Raw genomic sequence first — 23,014 nt, 5'->3', positions numbered from 1 at the left:
ACAGCGGTATCACCGGGACATTCAAAACGGTTCAAGAGCATCGGCCTTATCAGTCAGAGAGGGCAGTAGTTTTCAGATTTTATTCGCTAAGGCATTGAGGAGCCGTCTCCTGTTTATTGGTGACGGTTCCCCTCAATTTTTAAAATTAAAGTGCGGTTGGCGGCATCCGCTAGTTCCTGGCGGGCGTTGACCAGTTGCGGATAGATCCGGGGGTTGATCACGCCTGCATCCAGATCAATCTGTTGCTCAATGGTCATCTCCTGCCCCCGGATATTCCGGGTCATCGTGATCTGGCCCAGCTCCGGGACCCGGGTTACCCGTTTTTCAGCCGGGATCACCCGGGTGAAGCTCAGGGTATCGGAGATATGCAGACAGATTTCGGTTTTAAGGGATTCGGGCGTGTCTCTAAAAAGGGGACTTAACCGTTCATCCCGCTCTGCACCCTCGATTCCGCGAACCATGAAAGGGAGATCCAGGGCCACAAACCCGTCCTGGCGCGCAGCGAAATCATCCACTTCAATGGAGAAGCGCTCGACACCCGGATAGACGTCAAAGTCCGTCACATAGCTTTCCGTCGGGCGTGCGCCCATGCGCAGGGCGGAGATCAGTTCCTCATGATAGCGCCTTCGTTCCTCAGGCGTCTGTTCACTGAAACGCTTGTTCATCCGGGCATAGGCTGTCCCCCGGTAGCGGTGCTCAATGGTCATTTGGACCTTGCCCGTTGAATCGAGATCCACTTGCACATGGGTTTCGATGCGGTTGGCATAATCTTCTGATAATCCATGGATCATGATTCTTTGGCCGTTTTTGAGTCTCAGGCCGGGGTGGCCGTCATAGCCGGTTGTACCAAGGGCGGCGTAGTGGTCCGTGTCTCCCAGGTAAATCCAGCCGTCCCGGGTGTTCACCCTTACCAGCAGATCAACATAGATCTGCCGGCTGGGGGCTTTGACAAACGGCTGATTCAGGGACCCTGCTTCCGGCAGGCTAGACGGCAGCACAAACTCCGGTTTGAGTCCCGCCGCCTCCAGCAGACTGAAAAGCAAGACAGCCCGGTCGCAGGAATTGCCGTAGCCGCTCCCCAGAGTTTCGGCAGCAGGAGAGATCCGGGGCATATCAAAGATGGCCCAATCAATGGTGTTTACATTTAAAGAGACATGGTCCCGGATTACGCGGATGCGGTCCCTGTTATCATTGATGCCTTTGACCAGTTCCATGGCGAGGGTTTTTATTTTGGGATCAGGCGCTGCCGCTTCAACCAGCATCCGGTTCAGCTTTCGGGCAAATTCTTCCGGGTTTCCAGTTGAGGCATGCACCACCGGGTGGCGGCTGTAGCCCGGAACCATATCGGTTTCGGGCAGTTGTGCCGCCATATCAGTGGCTTGAAAGGTGTATTCCCGAAAACCGTCCGGGCCGGTCTTCACCGCCGATTTGATCACAGATCCCGGATCAACCTCAAGGACGTGGAGTGCCGTGTCGGCCGGCATCACAATCTCGACCCGTTTGTTATGCACAGGCACATCCCTGCCGAAAACGCCGTCGGCAAAAAGATAAAAACGGCGCTCCCGTGTTCTGCTTCCCGGGCGATCGTCGGCGATATAGTTTTCGTTGATACTGAAGAAGGGGCGCCCGGTCTTTTTTTTGCGCACCTTCAGGTCAATCACGCAGCCCTCGGTAATGCCCGGCAGGCTGACGACCATGATTTTTGATGCGGGGTAGCGCGGGGCCATGCCGGCCCAGGGCGCATCCATCAGGTTGATCTCTTTTTTCGAGGCTTCCAGAGTACGCCCGTCGGGCGTGGTCACGGCGGCCCGCTCAACCGTCACCGTATCCCATGCCGGATTAAAGGCGATGTGCACATCCCCGAAACGCTTGCGCCCGGCATAGTTGAGGACCTTGAGTTTGAGTGTTTTAATCTCGGTCCAGGCCCCGTCCGGTTCAACCTCAAAGCGGTTGATATCTTCAAGAATAACGGCGTCATTGTTGCCTGAGATGGGATCCGCCGGGGTGCTGATCAAGGTCTTTCCGGCCCTGGCAGCGGCCACGGCGGCCAGGGTTTTTTGTAATGCCGCATAATCCGGGGGCTGGAATTCGGTCACATCAAGGGTAAACCGCTGGTGGCTGATCAACCGTCCGTCGGTCAGGACCGTATTCTGCTGCCAGGTGTGGGTAGCATGGCTGGCCTCACCGGGGCCGGGCAGGGTTATCTTGCCCTGCAGCCCGTCCGGCAGATCAATTTCCAGTGTTTCATCCACCCCGCAGGTATGGCCGGTCAGCAGGGGGTACTTGCGTTGCTTCAGCCCCATATCCCCCAGGATATAATTGAGCATCCCAAAGCTCTCTCCCATCCGCAGGCCGGGCAGCACGGTCATATCTTCAGCTTCAATTCCATAGTCCTTGACTTGGAGTGAGAGCCTTACTTTGAGGGGGATTGACGTATCCTGCATGTTGGTCGGATAGACGGACAGCGCCTCCAAAATAGCTGTCGGCGCGCTGTTCTTGATAATTTTTTCAAAGAATCCAAGCCGTTCGTGGACATTCAGGCGGGCAAAAAAACCCCGGTAGGCATTATCGTTGACCCCTTTAAAATCCAGAGTCGCATCCACCAGGAGGTCGTTGTCCTTAAGCCGGCCATGGGAGCGGATTTGCATCATGTTCTTTTCAGCCGGTTCCACCGGGCTTGTGCGCAGTATATCGCCATGGGGCAGGGCCACCAGGTAACTCTGGTTATTGAGATAGGCGGGCAGCAGTTCCTTGGTATTCTCATCGGTTGCATCCATGAGCACATAGGATCCCTCTTCCAGGTGAACTGCAGTGATGGCGTGGTTGAAGTAGGGCTGGGGCACTTCCTCATCTTTGCGGGGCCCGTTCATCATCAGCACGGGATAGGCGTCCAATCCTGCCAGGCGCAGCATGGCCGCAAGCAGTGCGGCTTTGTCCCGGCAGACACCGGCCCGGCTGTTAAAGGTCATGCTGACGGGATGGGGCTCATAGCCGGGGGCCTCTTCCTCAACTGTAATGCCCAGGTACCGGATCTTCTGGGACACCCACCGGAATATGCGCCGCATTTTTTCCATGGGATCGTCTGTTCCCGCCGTTATTTCCCGGACTTTTGCCGCCATCTCTGGGGTGTCATCTTCAATGGCCGGTTTGCACAGTTGCCAGTACCACCGGGAAAGCGCCTGCCAGTCTTTGACCGTGCTGACCAGCAGACGCTGAGCCTGGGTATAAAGGGGCGGCATATCCGGTTCTTTGAAGGCCCTGGGCACATCACGGGCGGTCCACCGGTAGATGATCTGGTTACCTATATGCTGCTGGGTAAAACTGACGCTTCCCTCAATCTCGGATTTGAGGGCAATGCTTTTCAGGGGCAGGGCCTTGGGCGCCGCCACGGTATAGTCTGCACGAATAATGGGACGTTCACCTTCAAAAGTCACAAAATCGCTGAAGGTGCCGGGCACCCTGACCCTGGCAAACCGGTCGTACATGATGAAGTGAACCGTGTCCCCGATCTGCACCTCGGGAAGGGTCACGCTCAGGACACGGCTGTTGGGATTGTAGATATTGGTGTCCATCTGGGATTGTTCAACCGTTACCCGGGAATTGCGCTCCAGGTCAACGGCAACCCGTCGGCCGTCCGGGCGAATGACTTCAACCACCTTAAATTCGGTTTGATTGTAAGGAATGGTAAAGGATGAGGAAACACTGCTGAATTCCCTGCGGCCCTTTTCACTTAAAATTTTGGCGTAGAGCTCATAATATTTGTCAAAACGGCCGTCGGCCTGGTATTTCACAAAGGCATTGCGCACCAGATCCACCACATCGGAATTGGGATAATGCTGGGCATCGGCCCCGGCCGCAAGTGCCATTGCCTGTTCATAGTTGACGGGCCGCCATTCAACCTGCGTGTTTTCAGCGCCCAGCATCCGGGGGATCAGGAACAGGGATAAAGCCAGCAGTAACGTACAATGTCTTTTCATTATATGACCTTCAAAGTTAATAGTGCCTGCCAAGGTACCATCTTCTGGAGAAGCCGTATAGCATTGAAGGGTTCCTCACAAAAAATTCAATTTCATATGATACCATAGCGTTCCCCAAACCTAACGCGTCTACCTTTGCAATCGCAGGAGGCCCGGACAGTGGCCCGCCTTCCGGTCGCAGTTTACACCTTCGGATGCGTATCCCTTGTCCATTCGAGGAATTAAATATAAAAATCCCTAAAAACGGTAAAATACGTCCGCGATGGAATTAATCAACGCTACTGTTATCAAAGGGGGAATCAAAAATATGAAATAGACTCTTTTTTTGATTGCTTTGGAAGTAAAATAAACAAACCATGGGGTGTTAACACATGACATGCCCCGGATGATGAGTCTCTGAATGTGCTACCAGAAAAATGGCTCCAGAATCGGCATTGATTTGTCGCTGGCGATGTGAGTGCAGGTAGAGTCGGAGGAATCGGATGGTTGAATCAGACGTTTATTGTTGATTGAATCAATATACGATATGTTAGCGGGGCTCAAGAGCAAAAGATCAGAAATTGAACTTTTTGTACAGAATATTCCTGCTTCTTTTGGGCGCCATCATCAGATCAATGCTTTTTTTAATGATCGGTTTATCTTCCAGGCTGTCCAAGACCTCCAACAGAATGCAATAACCGTTCAAGCTTTTTTTCAAGAATAGCCAGGTCAATGCGTTTTGATTGTGGTACATCCAAGCCGGAATTCGGAAGGGGCCAATGCTTCTGTTTCCAGGGCAGTTCGCCTTTTTCCAGGTACTGTAGCTGGGATTCGCATACCACAGGCCAAGTCTTGATCCTGCCGACGGCCGCTTACAGTCGGCAAACGTTTTGGGCGAGGGTTGGCGAACGAAGTCTTCGGCCCGTATCGCTGCAATCACAGGCCAGTTCTTTTCTCGCTTTTTTATTTCCCAAAAAGGGTATGCCAGGCCGACTTGGGATGCCGGCGGTGAAGGTATTCGGCGAAAGCCTCGCACATATCGTGCTGATCTTCAAGTTCTGCATCCAATGCCCAGTTCAACTTACCATATCATTCACTCCATAGCTTTTCCTTGAACAACGCTTCCTTATAAAATTCATTTGGGGTCAGATTGTCAAGTTCATGAAATGCGGATTGATGAATTTGCCGGAACCGAGGTCGCCCGCTTTTTGCGGTCCTATGGAGTCGGAGGTTGGGTGTGGTCGGTTAACGCTCTCGATAAAGCGTTTTTAACCCATACATTTAGGCTCATTCCTTTTTTGCGGGCTTCAATGGTAATGTTTTTATGTATTTCAGGTTCAACGCGTACGACAAATATTCCAGAGTAAGGCTTTTCAGGATCCTCACCTCGTTCAGCACAGAAATCGAGATAATCATCTACTGAATCCTGAAATGCTTGTTTGTTCATGATGAAATAGTATCATGTTTTAGTATCTCTTCTCTTGATGTAGCAATTGTGTATTCGGATTGAAAACAACCTTACTGGCCGTATCAATCCTTACCGGTTCTGGCTTAAAGGTCGAGTTGGGTAGTGATGGCTTTGCCTATGCCTTCCATCTCAATGGAAGAGATCGACCCGGCTGGATTGATTAAACGCTTCTTACTCACCGTCGTGAGCTGATCTGCCATTGCCTTGGCCATTTTACCTCGAAACGTCACATAGGCTTCACTGGGGTAAAGCTTGTCAACACTGCTCGTTAAAGGAACAACCTGAACTCTGTTAAGATAATGATTGGCGGCATCATTGCTTACGATAACGGCAGGTCTCTGCTTACGGATTTCACCCCCGGTGGAAGCTTCGAAATTAATCCACCATACTTCACCTCTCTTCATCGCCCAAATCTCCGATTGTGCCTTCGGACCACTCAAGGGCTTCGGATTCCCTTATTTGATCAGCAGCCATCTCTTTATATGCAGAATACATATCCTTTTTTATAACATGGGGCCGAACTAAATCTTCAATGAAACGACTTATTTTTCGCGGTCCAATGACTGTTCGCAAACCTTCGTAGACCTCTTCGTCTATTGTCACTGTAAGTTTCTTTTGCATTGGAAGCACCTCCTTATGCTACACGTACAATAACACGTGTAGCACAAGGAATCAATTAACAGGAACTGATGCTCCCACACGGAGCACGGGCGGGGGACAAATCGATGAAAAATCCTTTGTCGCGGCCATGGACCGCTCCTACAGAAAACGCAGTAAGCGTACCAACCCGCTAACGACTGATCGCATAATTCTGATTGACTCTAAAAATGCCTGACGCGTCATGCCGGACTTGATCCGGCATCAACAACCTATTGAAAGCACATGATTCCTGCTTACACCGGAAGGACGCCAAATTGGAATTTATGATTTTTTATGGAACCGTGGATTATTATAAAAAAAAGGCGCCTCAGGACGCCTCACGATTGATTTTTCCCAGCGCATCCAGAAGCCTGCGGCCCAATTCAGGCTCACTCATGTAGATATAGGCGGCGTATCCCATCAGGGTTTGTGGGGTATCGCCGTTTTTCAATTCTTTTCCTTGAGAAAGATTGTGGATGGCGGCCCGGATGCGACGCTTGACGCTACGCGGCACCCGTGGCGGCTGGTCGTCGTTGACCACCAGGCCGGTCACCCGCTGGCACCCGGAGGGCCTGACAAATCGGGTTTTGTTGGGGTTGATGAGAAACCCCTCGTCGGCCGCGATGCGTTTGATCAGGCCGGCGATTTTGCCGGTTGCCGGCGCCTTTTTGGATTTGACGGGAAAACTTAAGGTCAGGTCATCGGCATAGCGCGTATAGCGCCAGCCGTTTTTATGGGCCAGCGCACTGATGCGCCGATCCAGGCTCAAACAAAGCGTATTAGTGATGGCCGGGCTGGTGGGCGCGCCCTGGGGCAAACAGCGCGGCCCCATGGCAATGTAGTAGGTTGTGCCGGCATGCTCGACCTTTTCGCGCGGGGCCTCGGTACACAGGGCCGCCAGCAGGATGGCCACCTGCTCGGTGTAGCCCGCTTTTCTGAACACGCCTTTGACCCTGGGAAAAGTAACGGTGGGGAAAAAATCTTTCAGATCCATTTTGATGATGACTTGCGAGCCTGTGTGGGTGGCGGCATTGCTCAGCGTGGAGCGCAGGGGCACAAATCCATGGGCGGCCGAATGCACGGGCAGTTTTTCCACAATCTGCCGCAGAATCCAGCGCTGGGCGTTTTTCAGCTTTGGCAAGGGTGCCCAGATGGGACGCTGTGTGCCGTCCCTTTTGGGAATGGAGAATTGATAATAGTGGATATGGGTGGCGGCATCGCGGTGAAAGGCCAGCCAGCGCAAATCGGCAACGGAAATGTCCAGCGCCCGGGCTAACCCGGCCGGTGAATCCAGCACCGGCAGTTCATTTTCAGCCGCCCGTTCGGCTGCCTTGGGCAGATCATATCGATCAGCGGTATCGGCATCGTTCCAGTAGATCCCCTCCCCCAGATGAAGAATATTATTCTGCTTGTAAGCCTGCCAGGCTTCTTTTTTGAGCCGTTTTTTCTCAGCCGCTTCCGCCTTGAGGCTTTTTTTATACTCACTCAGTTCACGCTTGCTCATGGAATCGGTCGCGCGCCGTTCAACCAGGTAGCCGTGCGTTTTCAACTGCTCATCAATATAGGCATCAATGCCGCCTGCATTACGAATTTCCCGCCAGAGGGTAACCGGATCAGATTGCCGTTTCATAATCATCCTGCCGTTGCATCCAAATAACCGTTTTGTTCCAGACGCGCCACATGATCGCCATATGCGCTGCGAGCTTCATCCACTGTATTGAAATGCACGTTGGAAACGCGCATGCCCTCGCCTTGTGTACCCCACCGGATTTTCAGGCGTTCTTTGTTCAATGTGATCTGGCAGACATTCTCCTGTTGTCCGCGGCGCTTGAAGTAGGTGCGGGTTTCCATGGTTACCGCCCGGGAGATCTGTCCGCTTTTCATTTGTTTCAGGGCGTCAAGGGCATGCTTGAGCCGCAGGGCGATCAGGTGGGGGCAAGGCCCCTTTGTCAATCCCTTTTTGCGGTAGTGAGTGCAGGTGCACTGGGCGTTGACAACCTGGCCGTCGTCGTCGATCAGCATCAAGGGCCGGTACTCGCGTTTGTCTTCACTGACCCTGACGCTGCCGGTCAGTTCAATTCCGCTACCGTAAATGCGATTGATGGATTCAATGGTGACCGCGCCCTTGCGGTGAAGCAGATCATGGGCCCGGCGTTCATGCTGGTTTCTGAATTCAAGGCGACCCAGCGCAATGGTATGGCCCAAAAGCGGTCGCAGGCGGTAGACATCCGCTGCGATATCGTACATGACGGCCCCTTGCTGACATCCCAACTGCAATGTTTTCAGCAGGGTGGCACCGGAAAGGCCGGTGGCGGTTGAAATGGCTGAGAAAGAATCCAGCCACACGGTTTCAAGATGCGCCAGCACCGCCTCAAGGTCTTGCGTGGCTTCGACTTTTCTGGGCAGCAGCAAGTCGAAACCTAAGGCCCGCGACCAGTTGGCGGAAGTAAAGCCGGTCAGGCCCAGGGTCAGGGTAACATCGCCCGCCTTGAATACCCAGAAACTGGGCAGGCCGCTGCCGCAAAGATGCACGTCAATGGTATCCACAAAGGGCAGCAAACGGCGGATCAGCATCAGTCGCCGCCGCCCCCAGACCCGGACCACTTTCGATCGCCGGCCTTTAAAAATCTCTTGAGACGTCTCGATGGCCGTCTCCCACGGCTCCAGCACCAGACGCGGATACGCTCCGGGAACCAGTTCAATGCGTAAAGCGCGGCGTTTTCTCTTGACGTCCTTGTGCAGCCGTAGGTGCCGCAGCATGTTGTAAACATCCATGGGCGCGATGCGGATGGTATCATGGGGCAGTGTGGCCGCCGACTGCACCTGCAGAAAACCGCGCAGCCATGAATCGGGCAGGCTGATTTTCTTTTCCAGCACTTTTTCGTCGCCGGCTTGCAGGGTCAGGGCGTCGCTGCCGATGGAAATGGACGTCTCTTTATGGGAGCGTATTTTCTGAATGCCATCATAAAGATGACGGCTGAAATCCATGTTGGTGGTGCCGAATGCGGCGGCCTGATCGGTTTGAAACGCGTCCATCCCGATCCCTAAACAGGCATAGGCCCCCTCGTCCTTGCTGAACACCTCAAGCAATATCTTGTCCGGGTGCACGCAGATTACCGGATCGAGAATCAGAAAAGCGGTGGGATCATTACGGGCCAGCCAGTCGAAATACGCCTGCTGGGCCTCCCAGGCGCTGAGATTCGCCGATTCACGGCGCAGACGGGAGTAGGCCAGATAAGCGCTGCGATCCTTGGGGACATAGCGGTAATCGCTGGACACAATGGCATACAGGGCGGCGGCAGCCTCACGGAACCGCATGGGATCCTTGATTTTGCCGTTGAATGATACCGGGGCACGATGAGTGTCGGTAAAGAGCGAAATGTCGGCGGCACTGCCACGCGACGCCACGGCGCTGCTGCCCGGATAGCCCATATCCACCATGGTATGATCAGGTGTACTGTCCGCTTTGTTGTGTTGGTCTTGGTCTTCTGTCATATTGCTCTTTTCTGTGCTCGCTTGAATCGCTTCAACGCCCGCCAGGCGCATTTGCGCAAGTCTTCCTCTTCTTGCTTGTTCTCACCAATGGCGATCAGGGCCGCCTGGACACCCGGAGCGTCTATTCTGGCCAGGGCCTCGATGGCGCCGGAGCGTTCAACCTCAGGCAAATGGCAGTCCCCGGCAATCCGGCTCAGGGCATCCACGTTTTTCTCCTTGATCATCAGCGGAACCACCACGCCCTGGTAATGCACACTGCCCAAGGCAGCATGCAGGGTATCCTCATCCAGATGCGATTGCAGGCAGGCCACGCTATGGTGGTCAGTTAACCGCTTTGGATCCATGGGGCGGATCAGGTCTTTTTCAAAACCGCTTAAAATAGCCGCCGCCCGCTGCCTCAGGGAAGGCTCGGCATCGACCGCCACAGCCTGCATTGTTTGGGCAATTTTTTCAGTGGGGCGCAAGGCGCCCAAGGCCTCGATGGCTGCTTTGCGAATGGGATGAAAATACGCATCGTCCAGGTGGGCGGTGGCCATCTCCAGCAAAATGTCTTCGGCGGCATCATTGCGGCCCGCTGCCCAGATCAGCTGCTCCAGACAAGGCGTCAAGGATTCTACCAGGGGTTTATCATCGTAGCCATTGTCAAGCATCTCCTGCCGTCTGGCCCGCCACGTTTCCAGCCAGCGGGTCAGCGCAGCCACGCATTGGGTCTTTGCCTCAGGCTTGCCCGTGGCGGCCCGTCCCACGATTTGGGCCGCGGCCCGAACCGTTGCTTCAAAGGATACATCCAGAGCATCTGCGGCCGCCGCCACCGGCAGGGGCGATTTTCGCAGCAGGCCGGTCACCAGCTCGCTTTGAATGGAGACCGAACAATTATGCAGGATCGCCAGGATATGTTGCGGCTCGCCCTTTTCACAAACCCGTTCCAGTGAATCCATGGCAGCGGACGGGAAACGGCTCTGCACCATGGCATAATCCGGTTCCAGAGAATCGTCACCCAATATTTTTCGGGCGCTGCCATAGGCGCGCTCGGCCATCCATCGATAACGGCCGCTGTCTTTGATCAGCGTTAAGAGCAGATCAATAGTGGCGGCATCGTTGTTTTCTCCCAAAAGGTCAATGGCGGTCTGACAAAGATAAAAATCCGATTGGTTTTGCACCTGCTCGCGAATCAGGGCCCAAGCCTTTTGGGTTCCAAACCAGCGCAGCCCTTTGAGCGCCATCTCCTGCTGGGAACGGTAACCCGTTGCCAATGCCCGCTGGAGCAGGTCAAAAATTCTATCCGCCTGGTCCGTTTGGCCCATATGCCCAATGGCCTCGGTGGCATCATCCTGCAGGGCATGCGCATCATCACCTGCCAGACGCAGCAAAAGATCCAGCGCCCGCTGGTCGGCCAGTTCACCCAACCGGCGCACGGCGCGGCGGCGATCGTTTACATCATCCATCAGTTCCACTGCCGCCAGCAAAATCTGAATGCCTTCCGTTCGTCCGGCCCCGGCCAGTGCATCGGCCGCCAGAAACCGGGTGGCCGGATCTTTATGGTCCAGGGCGTCGAGCAGCGGCTGGGCCGGGCCTTTGCGGAATTTGAGACGCCATCCCATGGCCGCGATGGCCTCATGACGCACATCGTTGTCCGCAATCCGGGCCAGGACGGAAAATGAGGCATCCACGTCATTTTCTCTGGCCAGCCGTGCGCTTTTGATCAGCTTGCGCGTGAGATTGTTCTCATTGTGCTGGATGGTGGCGGCCAGCAGGCGGGCCAATACATCCCCATGGCGGGGATATTGATAGTCCTGCTGATCGAATCCGCTGATGGTAAACACGGCGTTAAAGGCGCTATTCTTATATTTGGCTGCCTTAAACAGGGTCATCAGCCGCTCAACGGTTTCCGGTTGCCGGCAGTTTCCGGCGGCGGTGATCAACAGATCGCTGTCGGCCGTGACCATGGGGTCCGTTTCCAGCCGGTCCAGCAGAAGATCCGGCGTGCGCCGGTCACCCAAGCGTAAAAGGGCCTGCACCAGTTTCTTCTGTTCTGCCGCCTCCCTGGCGCTGTCCAACAGCGTCGCCAGGGTGTCAAAGGCCGTCTGATCTTTTTTCTCGCCAAGGGCCAACGCGGCGTCCAGCCGGATGGCGGAAAAACGGCTTTGGGTGGCGCCTCGCAATCCGTTGACCGCCTTTGGGTCCTGATCATAGTCGGCAATGAGCCATTTGACCGCCATGTTGCGCAAGGATTCGGACACGGCCTGCAAGGCTTTTTCCGCCACAGCGGGCCTGCCCATCTGTTCGGCCAGGAGTTTGGCCGCTTCCACCTCCAGCCCGTCTTTTCTCATCAGGATGATATTTTCCAGCAGCGCCTGTCCAACCTGCCGGGCGCTTTCCTGCATCAGCAGTTTCAGGCCCAGGACGCCCAGGTCCTTGTGTCCCACCTGCAAGGCTTCGGCGCATCGCTCTTTGTTGTCCATGCCTAATCGGCCCAACTGTTCAAAGGCCAAAAGACGCACATCCTTGTTGGGACTGACCAGCGTCTGAATGAAAACCGGCCTGGCGGCGGCCGTCATGGATGCATCGCCTTCGGCCATGTCGGCAATGCGCAGCATGGCCGACCGGTTGAGCAGAACATTTTGGGCCCCCGAACGGCTCTGGTTCCGGACCAGCCCCACATAGGCGCCAAAGGCGAGCTGCAGCAGTTTTTTGCGGTTGTATTTGGGCTTTTTAGATGTCTTGCCCTCACGGGCAGCGGCAACCGCTTCGGGATAGCGCTTGAGAAGTACCGTCCAGGCCTGTTCCCAGTGGGATTGTTTTTTCTCTTTGAGCTTAAGCATGATTTGCAGGGCTTCTACGCGGACGTGCAGGGGGGCGTTAAAGAGCAGTTCTCTCAACAGTTGGATGCTCTTTGTTGGAATCGTCCAAGGGGCTTCATTTTCTCGTTCATTGATTTGTTTGGCGATGTACCCCGCAAAATCATCCACAATGTGCGTCAGGGCCCCGGCGGCAGCCAATCGTATTTTTGGATCCAGTGCCGCCAGACAGGCGATACAGTGTTGCGGGATTTTTTCACCGGCAGCCCCTGTGGCGCCGGCCTCCCATTCGGCCAGCATCAACAGTCGAAAGGCGGTTTGCTGCAGGTGCGGGTTTGAATGGTCCAGATAGAGCAGCAATCGGTCGAAATTGCCATGGTCTTTCTCATGGGCGTCGGCCTTGGCATTCTCACCGCCGGCCACGCTCAAAATAAATGCTGCGGTAAGCTGTTCCTCGTCTGAAATAGTTCCGGACGCCTCATCGGAAAAAAGCAGCCGTTCAGCCAGGGGATTGCCGCAATAGGCCAACCCCAAAGCGGCCCGCAGGCGAACATGCGCATCCGCATGTTTGATAGCCTGTTTCAGCGCCGATTCCTTTCCAGGCCGGGACATGCGGATCAGCGCCGTGATGGCCGCGGACCGGATCGCACAGTCTGCATGGGACAAAAACGGCTGCACAGGGTCGATGGCATCGGGTGTCCCCAACCGACCCAGGCCGCTTAACGCGGTCTTTATGGTGTCGGTCCATGCCTTTTTCTCCTCGGTCTCTTCCGGCTGCCTTTCGGCCAACAGATCCAGCAGTGGCTGCAGCGCATCCGGGTCGCCGAAGCCGGCGGCAATTTCCGCGGCCCGGCTGCGAACATCCAGGTAGTCGCTGGCAAATGCCTTGGAAAGGACTTTTTTCACGCCTTTTTTTAAAAGATTCTCCAGGGCCTTTTGACGAACCGGCTTGCTTTTATCGTTCAAGGCCTTGAGCAGCATTTTGCGGGCGGGCTTATCCTGATGCTTGACCAGTTCAACTATGGTTTTCAGCCGTATATCCTCAAACTCGGCATCCATGCCCGCCGTCAACACCGCCAACGGTGTTTTTTTCTTTTTGTCCACGGCATCGTCAAAGGCGTCTGCGCGCAAGGTTTCATCCGGATCATTGAAAAACCCGGTCAGCAAAGCAGCGGCCCAGGCGTTTTTCTTCTCAGCGATCACTTCCATGAGCACATTTCTGCGAATGTCGCTGTGAACACTGTGCAGCACAAAGCTTAAGGTATGCGCCTGTCCGCCCGCGATCTGAAGGTTGAGGGCCGCTTTGAAGGCTTCACTGCGCACGGCCACGGCATTGTCGTTCAAGGCCTTTTGCAAAAGATCTCTTGCAAATGGGTCCGGCTTTGTTGGATTTTTGGCCACGACCTGGATGAGGATGTCCAGCGCTCGGCGGCGCACATCTTCAAATTGGGTGGCAAACCCCGCATCCACGGCGGCCAGGGGATGCTTGGCATGCAGGGCGGCCAGGGCGGAAAAAGCAGCATCCCTCACATCGGCGGCCGGATCATGGATCATGACCCGCAATCGCTTGATGCCCCGCGGATCACCCAGATGCATAAGCGCCCGGCACACATCGCAGCGCATGCCGGCGTCCGTTTCACGGCTGAGCTGCATGAGCAGGCCAAAGGCCCGTTCGTCGCCGATCAGGGCCATGGCGTATGCGCCGGCCAGGCAGATGTCTGTTGCCCTGCAGGCCATGGCCTTGAAAAGCGGCTGCCGGTCTGCCACGGTCAGCTTGGGTTGGATCTTGGGCGGTGCCGGCAGATCAGGCGTCTGGATTTGGTCGGCGGTTTCAATCTCAAAAAGCCGGCGGTGCAGGTCCGCATCAATGCCGCGCAGATGGTTGGCCAATCTGGGAACGGTCAACAGGCTGAGCAGATAGGCGGTTTGTCTCACCTCCGGGCGCTCATCTTCCATGAAATTGCGCAAGGCGGCCTGCACCAATGCATCTTTCAGCATGCCGCGCTTAAAAAAGCGGATCAGGGCCAGCTTGCGCATATCCCAGTGCTGCGATCCCAGAGCCAGCATATCCGCCTGGGGCGAGTCTGCGGGAAGAATTTTTTCGATGGCGAAAAGGGCGGCTTTTCTCACCTCGAAAAGTTCCAGATCAAGCGCTGCTTCCAGGCGCTGTTGGGCCCTATCGTCCCTGGCCGCCATTTTCTCCAGGTGATCCACGGCGGCAATACCCACATCCACCTTGCCGGCGGCAAACGCCAGATCCACCGGCCTTAACGGGTTTTCCGTCAAATGGGTCACCAGGCCATCAAACACAGCCATGCGAACAGCTTCGTCCGGGTGTCCCAGATGACCTTCCAGCAGTGATGCGGCCTTGGGATGCCGGGATTTTGCTATGAGGGTGGCGGCCTTGAGTCTGATGCCTGCGTCCGTGTCAGCGCTGATGCACTTGGCGATAATCTTCAGGGAGGGTCGGTCGTTGTAACCGGCCAATTCATCCAAAACAGCCTCACGCCGCAAGGGATCTTTCTGTTCCAGTTCATACCTGGCCCGATCCACCGCATCCTGATACTTGAGTTTGATCTCACCCGGTTTTCCGTCATCATCCAGAAGAAACAGCCGGATGGAATTATCGCTGCAGGCCACGGCCAGATGGCAGCGCGAATAGACATTGACGGTGGTCAGGGCCACGGGCCGGATCATCCCCTCTTTCAAGGTTACGGGACGGCCCGTATCCGCCCAAGCCTTTACCGTTTTATCGGTTGAGGCCGTATAAAAACGGTGGGGCCCCGTCGTCATGGCAACCGCCGGTTTGTCATGCCCGACGGATTTGCCGCGATCAATCGCTTCCAGGGTTCCGCGCACATGGGTGGATAAAAGCCTGGCGTCACTGCCCGTGGAAAGAAACCGCGTCTCGCCTTTTTCAAAGAGCAATGCCGTCACCGCACCGCCGTGCAGCTTGGCGGAATCGCTGAGTTCAAATTTTGGCTGGGTCTCTGCTTCGAAGACCAGCACCGTTCCCTGACTGGTGCCCGCCACCAGAAAACAGCCGGTGGAATCCGCGATCATACAGGTGCCCTGCTCGTTTTCCGGCAGCGCCAGGGTCTGTGTCAGTTTTCCGGTTTTGAAATCCACAATACCAATGGCATTGTCGGACATGACCGCCAACCGATCCTCACCCAAAAGCGCCAGGGCGATGGGAGATGTCTCAAACGGATGGGCCAGCAAAGCAGGCTCGCCGTCACTGCTGCAGTCAAAGATCGCACCGGTTGCTCCGGCGGCAAAAACCGCGTTTGAGGACACCGCCAATGCTGTGGCGCCGCAGGGCAGCGACTGCAATCTGAGCGTATGCTTCTCGGTGTTCAACCGATACAGGCCGGTGGGCTGTTTTTCAGCGTGCAGGGTGACAAAAAACAGGTCTTTGTCCCGTCCGGCAATGGCCTTGATCGCACCGCGATAGGCAAGATATTTCTCGCGTGTGCCGCCAACGGCCATGGGTGCGGTCAGCGCTTCGGTTTGCAGCGGGAGTTGGCATTTGCTGCATAGCGGTCGGTCCTGCAGGTGCTTATTGGGCACTTTGTTTTTTGTCCCGCAATGATGGCAGGCTATAATGAGATGATCCGGGCTCATATTCTCTTATTTTCCAAGTTTTGCGTCATTCCGGCATATGCCGGGCACTAAATGCAGCGTTCGGATAATCCCTGGATGCCGGATCAAGTCCGGCATGACGAGTCAGGCAAATTTCCCGAAACTGTAGCTGTTAAAGAGCCACCTGATGACTCACCTTGATCCGTGTCACCGCCACCAGGCAGGCGGCCATTTCGCTTTTACCCTTGGACAGCATAAATTCTTCCAGCAGCGGCAGTATCACCCGGGCAAAGGCCTCGTCTTCCACGGCCAAATCCCGCATGACATCGATCATGGCCAGCTTGGCTTTGCGTGTGGGCAGCGGTTTGAGCCTTGAAAGGGTCACTGCTTCTTTTTGCCTGGGATAGCGTGCCGGCGGAATTTCAAAAAGGATGCGCCTCAGAAAATCACGTAATTCCCCGTGACCGGCAAACGGTCTGACCGGCCGTGGTGACTCGGTCGGTGCTTGGCCAAGCGAATCCGGTGTTGCCTTACTTTTGGTTTCAGACAGCGGCTGCCAATGGGACGTGATGCCTGTTTGACGGTAAAGGGACCAGATGGTGCGAATGACAAAGGCACGCATCCGCCTGTCCGGGCTTTCCGTGAGACAAAACAACGCCTCGGGGACCTGGAATTGCGGATAGCTGCGAATCAGCAGCATGCCCAGCTGCCGGGTTCCATCATCTGCGGATTCGCAAAAGGCATAGACCGACGCTGCTGAGAACCGGTTCGCATCCAGCCTGAACCGGCTGTTTTGCTGGGTATCGTCGGCAAAGAGCGCCTTGGCGACAAACTGACGGATACGCGGGTCGGGCGCTTCGCATAGCGCGATCAAATCTTCGGGCGATGGATCCCAGCGGGCAAATTCCCATTGGGCGTATTCCAGCGCCAGATCCCTGAGCAGCCGGCGATCATCTGTAAAAAGCGGCTTTATGCGTTCGAAGGTCAAGAAGGCGGCGGGAATTTCATCCCCCGGATCCACGGGCCGATCGGTTTCAGCCAGGCAGATGTCGGGATTCCGGCGCCGTAGGTACGCCACTGCGAACTTTCGGATCGGATCATCTTCTTTTCCCTTGCCGGTGGCCATGGCCCACAAACGCTCGCATCCGGCTAGGGCGGTGTCGGATGAGGCTTCCAATTTGCTTGTAGACGGGGCGAAATCAGCTGGTGCAAAGGCTTTGATCAGCATGTCGACGGCAAATTGATGATAGTCCGGCTCCGAACGGCCCACCAGCCCGATCAGCCAATCGAATCCGATATCATCGGGAGAAAATTTACGGACGTCCGAGAGCCACTGCCGCACCCACGCGGCAAGCTCTGCATTGAATTCGATCACCGCCCTCCATGCGTCTTTCTTGTGTTTTAGGGCCTTGAGCCAGGGATCTTTCTGCCAGTCGGGAAAACAGGCCAGGGATTTGTAAAAACCGATATCCAGCGTTTCGGCTTTGAGCCGGCCTTCATCAAACCATGCCGCCATGTGCAAGTGCGCCATGGGATGGACAAACATCTGTTTCAAAAATTGCTCATCAAGGGCATCGAGATCGAACCGGGCCAGTTGGTCCAGGGCAAATTCAGCCATATGGGTGGCCCGCTCTTCGTCATTCGGATAGACATCAACCAAATCAAGCAAAAGACCGGTAAAAAAAGCAGCGCCAAGTTTTTTAAAGGGGTGGACCTGCGGCAACAGCGCTTTGGCGAATTTGATGGTTTTGGCATTGGGTGAGAGCAAAAGGGTTTTAAACCAGGCCGGCGTCAGATCGCGCGGGCCAAAATGCCGGCTGAGTATCTTGGCCGCATAGTCGTGGCCGTATCGGGTTTCAAGGATTCTCCCCCAAGCGGCCAGTCCCACATCCTTGCGCGGATGCTTGGCCGAGAGAAGATCAAAGGCCAGTTTTCTCACCGCCTCGTGGGTGTTGTGCACCAGACGGATCAGGTGATCCAACCCAAGGTCGCGGGCATGGGTGCGGGCATAGTCCGCCGCGTACACACGGGCACTGCCAACCGGTGAATCAAAGAGGGAAAGCACGGCCTCATGCAGCCCGAGCCGCTGAAACGCTGCCTGCTCCAGGCGGGGGGCATTTTCGAGCATCCAGACCGCAAATTCATGAAGGGTCGCACTTTTGATGCGGATGATCCGGGCCACCCAGGCGGGTTCGATGTCACGCAGGGTTGTTTTGAAATCGGCTTTAAGCGCCTGGACGGCAAACTCGCGGATCCGCTCACTGCGGGCGCGCTCCAGCAAGGCAAACAACGGTCTGGGGGTGCGGCGCCACAGTTCGGCGTAAGCACGTTTGTTGATCCGTGCCCGATTGGCGCGGTGATCGACCCAGAAGGTCTTGCGCGTGTAGCGGCCCTGTTCGTGAAACAAGATGTGATTGGCGATCCAGGTGTTGTTCCATCGGGTTTGGTCCGTATACCAGACCAGATAATCGGCGGCCGCTTCGGCGTAAAAGACCGGCAGGCCCTCGGCCGTTCGACGCAGATAGCGCCAGGCCCGGCGGCACAGGTAGCCCAGGGTCCTATGGCTGACTTGATGGTCTTGATTGGCAACAGCCATGTCAAAACGCGCCGCCAGGGCTCCCATGATTTGCGTATCGCCTTGGGCTTCGGCTTCTTTATAAATCCGTTTCAACGCCCGCCAGGGGCCATAGGTCAGGTTTACGCTGGCAATCACTTCAAACAGGCAGCTGCGGGCAAATGAGCTGTCGTCCTGCCAGAGTGTCAGAACGATTTCATGCAGCCGCAGCCGGTCAGATAAAGGGCTTTCGGCCTGGTCCGATTCCAGCAGCTTGATCTGCGCCATGCGATAGAGCGCTTTTTCCTCCCTTGACTGTCGTCTGAACATCTCACTATTGATCACGGAGAGAAACGCGTCAAAGGTCGGTGTGTCCTTGCGCGCCGTAGTCGGCTGTTGATCATGCTGTCGGGACAGCCGATCAATCAAAAGGGGAAGCTGCGGATCCTTTGCATCCCAAGCATGTTGAATATCTTCTAGATTGACTTGAATGGACATCAAGACACCTTAGGATCGTGTCCTTTCGGACGTGATCACGTTTTATGGTAAAAAATTTTCCTGGGATCTTCCCCAAAGTTGCAACAATGGGGCAAATAACGAGCATGGATCATAAAAAAAAGAGCTGCAGAAATGACTTTCATACAGCTCTCTTCGCATTGGAGAAGATGTCTACTACATGACCTGGGACAATGGAAGGCTCACCGACTCGCCGCACTTATACCCCCCTCCGCGGCTCGCGGAACCCCGATCGGCGGGGTTGAGCCAGACCCGCAGCCGCGGAGGGGGGTATAAGTGCGACAGCGAGTCTGAAACAGTCTTCCTTGTGACGAGTGTAATGCAATATGCTCAGACGGCGCAACGCCGCCCATCAATAGCTAGACCTGTTCTCCGAAAAAAAGCAATTCAATGGTAACATATTACAATGACAGTCATATAAACTTCCAAGTAATTCAAAGTGGCAATTATTATAACAGCCAATGAGAATTTTAACAAGAGCAAACAGAGTTTAGTGAGATTTTTTTCGGTGAGAATTTCTCCGGCTTGATTGGCCCAAAATAAATCAGCAGTGGGACAGGATGACCGCATTTGGAACCGAATTCTGCAACAATAGGGTCGCAGGCATGGCCAGCTCCTACAAAAAACCGCACATGGCCAAGCTGTTGGCGGTTTTAGGAACGGGCCATGCCCGCGAAAAAAATCAAAACGATCCAAATGCGGTTACCCTGGTAGTGGGAAACGATAGCTTGACTTTTTAAAAAATTACTATATATTAATTCCGATTTTTTTATTTCTTTTCCATACGATTTTTACTTTAAAGTGAATCTCTAAAATGAGGAGCGCCCCCATGTCTAACAACCTGATCCAAAGTTGGCCAAAAATCGTCGAGCATTTTGAAAAAAGCAGGCAATCGAGTCGGTTTTTTACATTTGCGACCGTCAACCCGGATGGCAGCCCGCACATGGCCCCATATGCCTCCCTGATCCTGAAGGATGATTGCACGGGATACTACAGCGATGTGTTCCCCGATCAGACAAGCCGCAATCTCAAAGCCGATCCACGGGTCTGCATCTCCGCCGTTCACATGGGACTCGGTTTGTGGGTCAAGGCGATATTCACAGGTAAATTTGACGCCTGGCCAGGCGTTCGATTGTATGGAACGGTGGAACCATCGCGCAAGGCCACCCCACAAGAAATCAATGTGTGGCGCCACCGGGTGAAACGATATAAATGGACGAAAGGTTACAAGACATTATGGGCTGATATCCGAACCGTCAGGGACATTCGATTTGAGCGTTTTGAGCCGGTTCGGTTGGGGCCGATGACGAAATAGTACCCATTCAGAAATGGCCAATTTGCCCGATATCGGCGTTGCGTGAAAAATTTAATCCTCAGAATATCAACCACATGCACCCCAAGGGCACTTCCTGTGGGGCGCCTGTGGTTAAACCCGGGCTAAGATTGGGCCGTGCGCCTTGATCTCAACCAAATTGGCCTATTTCTGAACCGACACTAGATAGCAAAGCGCTTCATTGGCTCCAATTCCTCGTGGATGCCAAAAATTTCCGGTATGCGCTGGCCATCTCCTGCGCGGCTGTTTCAGCCGGCACCTGGCCGATACCGGTCGCCAATCCCGGGCAATACACGGCTGTAGCGTTGGATTCAACGAGAAAAAGATTCATTTTGCATTCCTTTTGCCCCCTATTTGCCGTGGATCTTTTTCCTCAATAGTTGGGGTTAAATCGGTTCAACACAGTGACAATCCTTGCCCTACTATCTTGAATTACAACGGAATCTCTCTTTTTTAAAGTTGCTAAAATTCATGCCTTCCGGTTTGTTATTCCAATTAAAAAATGGAACTTTTTCTTTTCTCAGGTGTATCTCATAGAAGGTGGCCATGGCAATTGGCAATTTTTCTCAATCTTCTGTATGCAACATTGGGGTAACCATGAACAAAGCATTGGTTTCAGGCTCAATACATTTGCTTACAAATTCGTACAAATTTTCTACAGACGCGATTTCCCCACTCCTGTATGGTTCCGGTCGCAAACGCCCCCTTTTGCAATGCTGGGGGGAAAGCCATCGATATTCCCATACCATGACCCAGACTTCTCAAACAGGCACGATGAGGTGAATGTGTCTTTAATAAAACAAGACAAGGTGAAAAAGAGCGTCGTAAACCTGCAATCCATGACGGCGTTTATCTGCACCCAAAATATGTTTACCCGATCCGTTGCTGCGAAAACAGATCCCCTAACGCATGCCAACTCAAAATTAACCTCTTTATCCGTAAAGTGAATTGATGACCATGACAAAGATGATGCCTTTGATACTTGTGATTATTGTGCTGACCGCCGGTATCTGTGCTGCAGATAGCCTGCCGCTTGATTCTCAACCCGTGCCGGTTAACGGGATGTTACTGGAAAAAGGGACCCGCAAGGCTGTTGCAGGTACCACCATCTATATTCGCAACGCCTCCTCTGAAGAGATCATTGAGACATTGACCGCTGATGCAAAAGGCAAGTTCCAGTGCCGGCTTGAGCCGGGAAAATACAGAATTATCGTTTCTGCGCCGGGATATGACAAATTTGAGCAGGCGCTTCAAATTGAAACGCAAAGCGAAGAGAATTTGGTGTTGCGTCTGGTGCCCCAATCCATCAGCGCCTTCCAAATAACCGTGCGTAGCAAAAAGATAAGCAATGAAGTTTCCAATCAACAACTCAGTGTCGAAGAAGCCACCCAGATTCCGGGCTCCAACCGGGATGTCCTATCCAGCGTTACCAGCCTGCCCGGCGTGAATTCCATTTCCGTTTTCAACGGATACGGCAACGGCATCGTCATTCGCGGATCTGCCCAGGAGGATAGCCTTTTTCAGGTGAACAATCATTCTATTTCCGGCGGATTCTATCACTTTGGCGGGCTTGAGAGCATTATTGAACCGGAGCTGATCGAATCCATTGACTATATCGCCGGAGGTTTCAGCGCCGAGTACGGGAATGCCTTGGGCGGCGTGGTGGACCTGAATGTCAAGGATCCCCGTACGGATCGTTTTGGAGGCTATGTCAACCTGAGTTTTCTTTCCAGCTCTTTCATGCTGGAAGGGCCCATCAGCGAAAAAGACAGTTTTTTATTCAGCCTGAAGCGCGGTTTTATCGATACATATGTCAAAGCCATGGAAGATACGGTGGACGATAATACCGGCCTGGAGTATGCCCAATATCCGAGTTACTATGACGGGTCGGCTATTTACCGGCACGAATTTGCCAAAAACAATGATATCAAAATTATTGTCCTGGGCAAAAGCGATGCCCTCGAAATGAAAGACGATGTTGACCACGTATCTGAAAGAACCTCCAACCACGTACGTTGGAAAGAGCGCTTTTTAAACCTGATTGGTGAGTGGGACTACCGAAGCGGTGGTTTCAGGTCTCTTTTTTCTCCCATGGTCGGCACAAACTATACCTACATTTACGAAGGGGATCGCTCCTATTATAAACAATACTTCAATACCTGGGAACTGAATGAGAAAATCGAATATCAACTCAGCGATTCACATCGCTTGAAAGGGGGTATCGGCTTGGTATTTAACGATGCCGACATTGATTCCCATTCCTATGTCGATCAAAAGGAAGGCGAAATTCCCAATGCCGAGTATAAGGAAGAAGTAATATTGAATGAGGATTTTGCCTTATTCTACCCGTCCATGTTCATCATGGATGAAATCCAGATCGGCCGTTTCAACCTGACGCCCGGTATTCACACACTTTACGATTCCCACAATAAACAGACCCTGCTGGATCCCCGATTGGGTGTAAACTATCAACTCACCGACAATACGCTTTTAAAAGCAGCCTAAGCGCTGGCGAATAGTGTAACGCCAATGTTCGCAAAATAATAATGCTCGCATTTTGCATGCCCCTAAGATATCGATAGTTTACTTCTCTTACAAGATGACATCCAAATGCAAAAAACCGGCTCGGTTTTCTGTCATTTTTCATTTTTTGACTGATTCCGGTCAAAAGCC

11 protein-coding genes are annotated in these 23,014 nt (G+C 53.9%); 2 read left to right on the top strand and 9 right to left on the bottom strand.

The features are described 5' to 3' along the window. Window positions 1-113 precede the first annotated feature (113 nt). The 8 genes from Dvar_RS17305 to Dvar_RS17270 form a co-directional block, all read right to left on the bottom strand. Window positions 114-3,977 carry a DUF3857 domain-containing protein gene (locus tag Dvar_RS17305; RefSeq protein ID WP_419662930.1) on the bottom strand — a complete coding sequence of 1,288 codons (3,864 nt, stop codon included), beginning with the start codon at window positions 3,975-3,977 and terminating at the stop codon, window positions 114-116. A gap of 1,195 nt (window positions 3,978-5,172) precedes the next feature. Further along, the gene (locus Dvar_RS17300) at window positions 5,173-5,403 is read right to left on the bottom strand and encodes a type II toxin-antitoxin system HicB family antitoxin (protein WP_419662929.1); all 231 of its coding nucleotides are present in this window, start codon (window positions 5,401-5,403) and stop codon (window positions 5,173-5,175) included. Window positions 5,404-5,507: 104 nt separating this feature from the next. Further along, complete coding sequence (locus Dvar_RS17295) at window positions 5,508-5,828, bottom strand: type II toxin-antitoxin system PemK/MazF family toxin (protein ID WP_419662928.1); 321 nt, start codon at window positions 5,826-5,828, stop codon at window positions 5,508-5,510. Further along, complete coding sequence (locus Dvar_RS17290) at window positions 5,815-6,045, bottom strand: hypothetical protein (RefSeq protein WP_419662927.1); 231 nt, start codon at window positions 6,043-6,045, stop codon at window positions 5,815-5,817. The genes Dvar_RS17295 and Dvar_RS17290 overlap by 14 nt, the downstream gene beginning before the upstream one ends. 346 nt (window positions 6,046-6,391) lie before the next feature. After that, window positions 6,392-7,693, bottom strand: a complete 1,302-nt coding sequence (locus tag Dvar_RS17285) for a reverse transcriptase family protein (protein ID WP_419662926.1) — start codon at window positions 7,691-7,693, stop codon at window positions 6,392-6,394. 2 nt (window positions 7,694-7,695) lie between these two features. Next, window positions 7,696-9,558, bottom strand: a complete 1,863-nt coding sequence (locus tag Dvar_RS17280) for a hypothetical protein (RefSeq protein ID WP_419662925.1) — start codon at window positions 9,556-9,558, stop codon at window positions 7,696-7,698. Then, the gene (locus Dvar_RS17275; RefSeq protein ID WP_419662924.1) at window positions 9,555-15,926 is read right to left on the bottom strand and encodes a HEAT repeat domain-containing protein; all 6,372 of its coding nucleotides are present in this window, start codon (window positions 15,924-15,926) and stop codon (window positions 9,555-9,557) included. The genes Dvar_RS17280 and Dvar_RS17275 overlap by 4 nt, the downstream gene beginning before the upstream one ends. Before the next feature lie 184 nt (window positions 15,927-16,110). Then, window positions 16,111-18,990, bottom strand: a complete 2,880-nt coding sequence (locus Dvar_RS17270) for a hypothetical protein (RefSeq protein WP_419662923.1) — start codon at window positions 18,988-18,990, stop codon at window positions 16,111-16,113. A gap of 847 nt (window positions 18,991-19,837) precedes the next feature. On the opposite strand from Dvar_RS17270, the gene Dvar_RS17265 reads away from it, so the two are divergent. Further along, complete coding sequence (locus tag Dvar_RS17265; protein WP_419662922.1) at window positions 19,838-20,323, top strand: pyridoxamine 5'-phosphate oxidase family protein; 486 nt, start codon at window positions 19,838-19,840, stop codon at window positions 20,321-20,323. A gap of 196 nt (window positions 20,324-20,519) precedes the next feature. Here the strand turns inward: Dvar_RS17265 and Dvar_RS17260 are convergent, their stop codons facing one another. Continuing rightward, window positions 20,520-20,672, bottom strand: coding sequence for a hypothetical protein (locus tag Dvar_RS17260; protein ID WP_419662921.1), 153 nt, complete (start codon window positions 20,670-20,672; stop codon window positions 20,520-20,522). A 620-nt stretch (window positions 20,673-21,292) separates the two neighbouring features. Here Dvar_RS17260 and Dvar_RS17255 point away from each other — a divergent pair. Beyond that, complete coding sequence (locus Dvar_RS17255) at window positions 21,293-22,846, top strand: TonB-dependent receptor (protein ID WP_419662920.1); 1,554 nt, start codon at window positions 21,293-21,295, stop codon at window positions 22,844-22,846. Window positions 22,847-23,014: the final 168 nt, after the last annotated feature.

This window comes from Desulfosarcina variabilis str. Montpellier, from assembly GCF_048565275.1.
In the GTDB taxonomy this organism is placed as follows: domain Bacteria; phylum Desulfobacterota; class Desulfobacteria; order Desulfobacterales; family Desulfosarcinaceae; genus Desulfosarcina; species Desulfosarcina variabilis.
The sequence above is the reverse complement of the archived record's forward strand: the minus strand, read 5'-3'. Positions and strand labels throughout refer to the sequence as shown.

Coding starts and splice junctions, on each gene's coding strand:
- Dvar_RS17265 (WP_419662922.1), top strand. CDS start 19,838: ATGTCTAACAACCTGATCCAAAGTTGGCCAAAAATCGTCGAGCATTTT.
- Dvar_RS17280 (WP_419662925.1), bottom strand. CDS start 9,558: ATGACAGAAGACCAAGACCAACACAACAAAGCGGACAGTACACCTGAT.
- Dvar_RS17255 (WP_419662920.1), top strand. CDS start 21,293: ATGACCATGACAAAGATGATGCCTTTGATACTTGTGATTATTGTGCTG.
- Dvar_RS17270 (WP_419662923.1), bottom strand. CDS start 18,990: ATGTCCATTCAAGTCAATCTAGAAGATATTCAACATGCTTGGGATGCA.
- Dvar_RS17260 (WP_419662921.1), bottom strand. CDS start 20,672: ATGAATCTTTTTCTCGTTGAATCCAACGCTACAGCCGTGTATTGCCCG.
- Dvar_RS17300 (WP_419662929.1), bottom strand. CDS start 5,403: ATGAACAAACAAGCATTTCAGGATTCAGTAGATGATTATCTCGATTTC.
- Dvar_RS17285 (WP_419662926.1), bottom strand. CDS start 7,693: ATGAAACGGCAATCTGATCCGGTTACCCTCTGGCGGGAAATTCGTAAT.
- Dvar_RS17295 (WP_419662928.1), bottom strand. CDS start 5,828: ATGAAGAGAGGTGAAGTATGGTGGATTAATTTCGAAGCTTCCACCGGG.
- Dvar_RS17290 (WP_419662927.1), bottom strand. CDS start 6,045: ATGCAAAAGAAACTTACAGTGACAATAGACGAAGAGGTCTACGAAGGT.
- Dvar_RS17305 (WP_419662930.1), bottom strand. CDS start 3,977: ATGAAAAGACATTGTACGTTACTGCTGGCTTTATCCCTGTTCCTGATC.